The organism is Streptomyces sp. NPDC005438 (genome assembly GCF_040606315.1).
In the GTDB taxonomy this organism is placed as follows: Bacteria; Actinomycetota; Actinomycetes; order Streptomycetales; family Streptomycetaceae; genus Streptomyces.
In genome coordinates this window covers 1-3,631 of record NZ_JBEXEP010000028.1, presented here as the reverse complement: position 1 = coordinate 3,631, position 3,631 = coordinate 1, and the positions used below count along the sequence as shown (strand labels likewise).

Sequence of the window (3,631 nt, the reverse complement as noted above, 5' to 3'; positions counted from 1 at the left end):
CCCGATACTCCAACCCCGCACGACCCACACCCAACGACAACCCCACATCCACCCCAGACAACCCACCCACACCCGACAACAACCGACCCGCCTGAGAAGGCAACCCCTCACCAGACCGCGACGACACCACCCACGGCACCACGGGGAAGGACTCAGTAGACACCGCGGAACCGCCTCCAGACTCCCCAGACTCAACGGGCTCGGCGGAGGCGAGAGCCTCCTCCTCGTTCTCCTCCTCGTCCTCGGGTGCCTCCTCCAGGATCACGTGGGCGTTGGTGCCACTGATACCGAAGGACGAGACGCCCGCACGACGTGGTCGACCGGCACGCTCCCACTGCCGGGACTCGGACAGCAACTCGACCGAGCCCGACGACCAGTCGACATGGGTGGACGGCTTGGTGATGTGGAGCGACTTGGGCAGCGTCTCGTGCCGCATCGCCAGCACCATCTTCATCACACCCGCCACACCGGCGGCGGCCTGGGTGTGGCCGATGTTGGACTTCACCGACCCCAGCCACAGCGGCTGGTCCTCGGGACGGTCCTTGCCGTAGGTCGCGAGTAGCGCCTGCGCCTCGATCGGGTCACCCAACGATGTACCCGTACCGTGCGCCTCCACCGCGTCCACCTCGTGCGGCGCCACCCCCGCGTTCTTCAGCGCCTGACGGATCACGCGCTGCTGGGAGGGACCGTTGGGTGCCGTCAGACCGTTGGACGCACCGTCCTGGTTGACCGCCGAGCCCCGCACCACCGCCAACACCCGGTGACCGTTCCGCCGCGCGTCCGACAACCGCTCCAGGAGCAGTACGCCGACGCCTTCGGCCCATCCGGTGCCATCGGCGTCGTCGGAGAAGGCCTTGCAGCGGCCGTCGACAGCCAGGCCGTGTTGACGGCTGAACTGTACGAACGGGGCCGGGGTGGAGATCAGGGTGGCGCCACTGGCGAGGGCCAGCGAGCACTCGTCCGACCTCAGGGCCTGGGCGGCGAGGTGAAGCGCCACCAGGGAGGAGGAGCAGGCGGTGTCCACGGTGACCGCCGGGCCCTCCAGACCCAGGGTGTAAGCGACCCGGCCGGAGAGGACGCTCGCGGCGTTACCGGTCATGAAGTAGCCGTCGGCCCCCTGCGGCGAGGCGAGCAGCAGACCGCCGTAGTCCGAGCCGTTGCTTCCGGCGAACATTCCGGTGCGGCTGCCGGCCAGGGACAGCGGGTCGATCCCGGCGCGTTCCGAGGCCTCCCAGACCGCCTCCAGCAGCAGACGCTGGTGGGGGTCCATCGCCAACGCCTCACGCGGGTTGACGCCGAAGAGCGTGGCGTCGAACTCGCTGATGCCATCGATGAATCCGCCGTGCCGGGTGTACGTGGTACCGGCCTTGTCCTTGTCCGGGTCGTAGACCCCCTCGACGTCCCAGCCGCGCTCGACCGGGAAGTCGGTGATGGCGTCGACGCCCTCGGACAGCAGACGCCAGAACTCCTCCGGCGAGCTGACACCGCCCGGCAGTCGGCAGCTCATGCCGACGATGGCGATCGGTTCCTCGCTCGTGTCGCTGCCGGTGACCACCGGCAGCTGCGGAGTGGCCTCCGGCTCCTGCACGGTGTCGACCAGTTCGTCCCGCAGGTACCGCATCAGTGCCTGTGGCGTCGGATAGTCGAAGATCAACGTCGCCGGGAGGCGCAGTCCGGTGACCATGCCGAGGCGGTTGCGCAGTTCCACGGCCGTCAACGAGTCGAACCCGATGGACGAGAAGATGTCGGTCGGAGCCACGTCCGTCGGCGAGGAGAAGCCCAGTACGCCGCTGACGTGCTTGCGGACCAGGTCCAGCAGTTCGCGCTCCCGTTCGGCGGCGCCCAGCCCGGCCAGCCGTCCGGCGAGTCCCTCGGGGCTGCTCGTCGCGGCCTCCTCGGCCGACTCCAGGGCCTCGCGGGCTTCCGGTATCAGGTCCAGCAGCAGGCTACGACGGGTGGCGGTCAACGCGGGTGCGTACCGTTCCCAGTCGATGCCGGCGACGGTCAGCGTCGCCTCGCTGTCCGCCACCACCTGCTGGAGCACGGTCATGGCGGAGTCGGGGGCGAGCGCGTGGACGCCGCCCTTGCGCTGCCGCGCCTCCACCTCGGCGCTGTCGGCCATACCCGCGTCGGCCCACGGTCCCCAAGCGATCGAGGTCGCCGCGCGGCCATTGGACCTGCGGTACTCCGCGACGGCGTCCAGTACGGCGTTCGCCGCGGCGTAGTTGGCCTGGCCCGGGCCACCCCAGATACCGGCGGTCGAGGCGAACAGGACGAACGCGTCCAGGTCGAGGTCGGCCGTCAGCTCGTCCAACACCAGCGCGGCGCTCGCCTTAGCCGCCATCACTCCGGCGATCCGCTCCGGGGTGAGCGAGTCCAGGATGCCGTCGTCCAGCACACCGGCCGCGTGCACCACGGCGGTCAACGGGTGCTCCTCGGGTACCGCGGCGATCAACTCGGACACCTGCGTACGGTCGGTGACGTCACAGGCCGCGACCGTCACCGCGGCACCGTTCGCCTCCAGCTCCCGCCTCAGGTCGTCGGCCCCGGGCGCGTCAGGCCCACGCCGGCTGGTCAACACCACGTGTGCGGCGCCGCGTTCCACGACCCAGCGGGCCACCCGGGCACCCAGCGCACCGGTACCGCCAGTGATCAGTACGGTGCCGGTCGGCGACCAGTCGGTGTCCGCGCCGGCCCGACGGGGGGCGCGCTGGAGACGCCGGCCGAAGAGGCCCGAGTCCCGCAGCCCGACCTGGTCCTCCTCGGCGCCGACCATGATGTCCAGCACCAGCCGGACGGTACGCGGGTTCGACACCTCGGGTACGTCGATCAGACCGCCCCACCGGTCGGGGTGCTCCAGGGCCGCGACCCGGCCCAGCCCCCACACGGCAGCCTGGCTCGGATGGGTCACCGCGTCCCAACGGGCGACGGCGACCGCACCCGTGGTCAGCGACCACACCGGGGCGTTCAACTCACGGTCACCCAGCGCCTGGAGCAGGGCAGCGGTCAGGCCGAGGCCCAAGGTCAGGCCCTGCTGGCCGGTGACCTCTCGTTCGTCCCAGGCCAGCAGGGATACGACACCCGCCACCTCTTCGAACTCGGCCAGCACGCCGGCCAGTTCGGCACGGTCGAGGTGGCGCTCGTCGAGCCGTACGCGGTGCGGTGTGGCCCCCGAGGTCGCCAGCTGCGCGCACACGGCGTCCGCCCAGGAGTCGGCGGCCTCCGCCTCGGTGGTGACGACCAGCCAGTCACCCGGGGCCAGGGTGCCGTTTGCCGGGGTGAACGGCGTCCAGGAGACGCGGTAGCGCCAGTTGTTGGTGGTGTCCTGCTCCACCTGCCGCTGACGCCACTCCGCCAACACCGGCACCAACGGACCCACCACACCCTCATCCACACCCAACACCGACGCCACACCACCCACATCCCCACGCTCCACCACACCCCACAACTCACCCTCACCACCCACAACAACACCCTCCACACCCACACCCCCACCAGACACAAACCGCGGCCAAAACGACTCCCGCTGAAACGCATACGTCGGCAAATCCACCAACCGCGGCCCCAACCCCTCAAACACCACCGACCAATCCACCTCCACACCCCGCACCCACAACCCCGCAACCCCCTC

General features: G+C 70.3%; 1 protein-coding gene. It reads right to left on the bottom strand.

Annotated features, from left to right (window positions below):
- On the bottom strand, positions 1-3,382 hold a 3,382-nt coding region (locus ABZT14_RS25520; RefSeq protein ID WP_356306893.1), incomplete at its 3' end, for a type I polyketide synthase.
- Between the last annotated feature and the right edge of the window lie 249 nt (positions 3,383-3,631).